Annotated in this window: 2 pseudogenes; both read right to left on the bottom strand. The window is 62.1% G+C overall.

Annotated elements, in window-relative coordinates:
• Positions 1 to 217: pseudogene (locus IQK56_RS30760) on the bottom strand (flavin-nucleotide-binding protein); the annotation flags it as partial.
• A gap of 79 nt (positions 218 to 296) precedes the next feature.
• Positions 297 to 506: pseudogene (locus tag IQK56_RS30755) on the bottom strand (LysR family transcriptional regulator); the annotation flags it as partial.

Genomic DNA, 506 nt, shown 5'->3' with positions numbered 1-506 from the left:
CCGGTGCGCCTTCCACCAGCGTCGCCCAAGGAAGGCCATGCTCATCCACTACGCCGAGCAGCAGGTACGGCAACAAGGGATAAAAGTCCCGATGCTGCTCCGGCAAATGATCGCGAATCACTTTGGGGCCAACCACGGCCATGCGTTCGGCCACGCCGGCGCTTTCCTGCATCTGCCGTTCACCGGCATGCCAGGGGGACTGTTCGATAGGGTTCATGGCGATCACCTCCAATGGGATGTGTCGATGCTGCGCGCTGCACAGCAGAGAGAGAATACCCACACCAGGCAATCCACTGTTACGCCAGCTGAAATGCCGGATGACCACGCAACGCCGCCACACAATGGTCGACAAAACTGCGCACGCGCATCGGGGCATTGCGGCCCTCGCGATACACCACGTTGACCGGCAGCGGCGGCCCTTCATAGGCCGGCAGGATCCGGCGCAATTGCCCACTGCTCAACGGCTCGTGCAAGGGATAGCTCAAGCAACGCATCACACCCGCGCC

It is taken from the genome of Pseudomonas cyclaminis, from assembly GCF_015163715.1.
GTDB lineage: Bacteria > Pseudomonadota > Gammaproteobacteria > Pseudomonadales > Pseudomonadaceae > Aquipseudomonas > Aquipseudomonas cyclaminis.
This window is presented reverse-complemented; position numbering and strand designations above follow the sequence as displayed.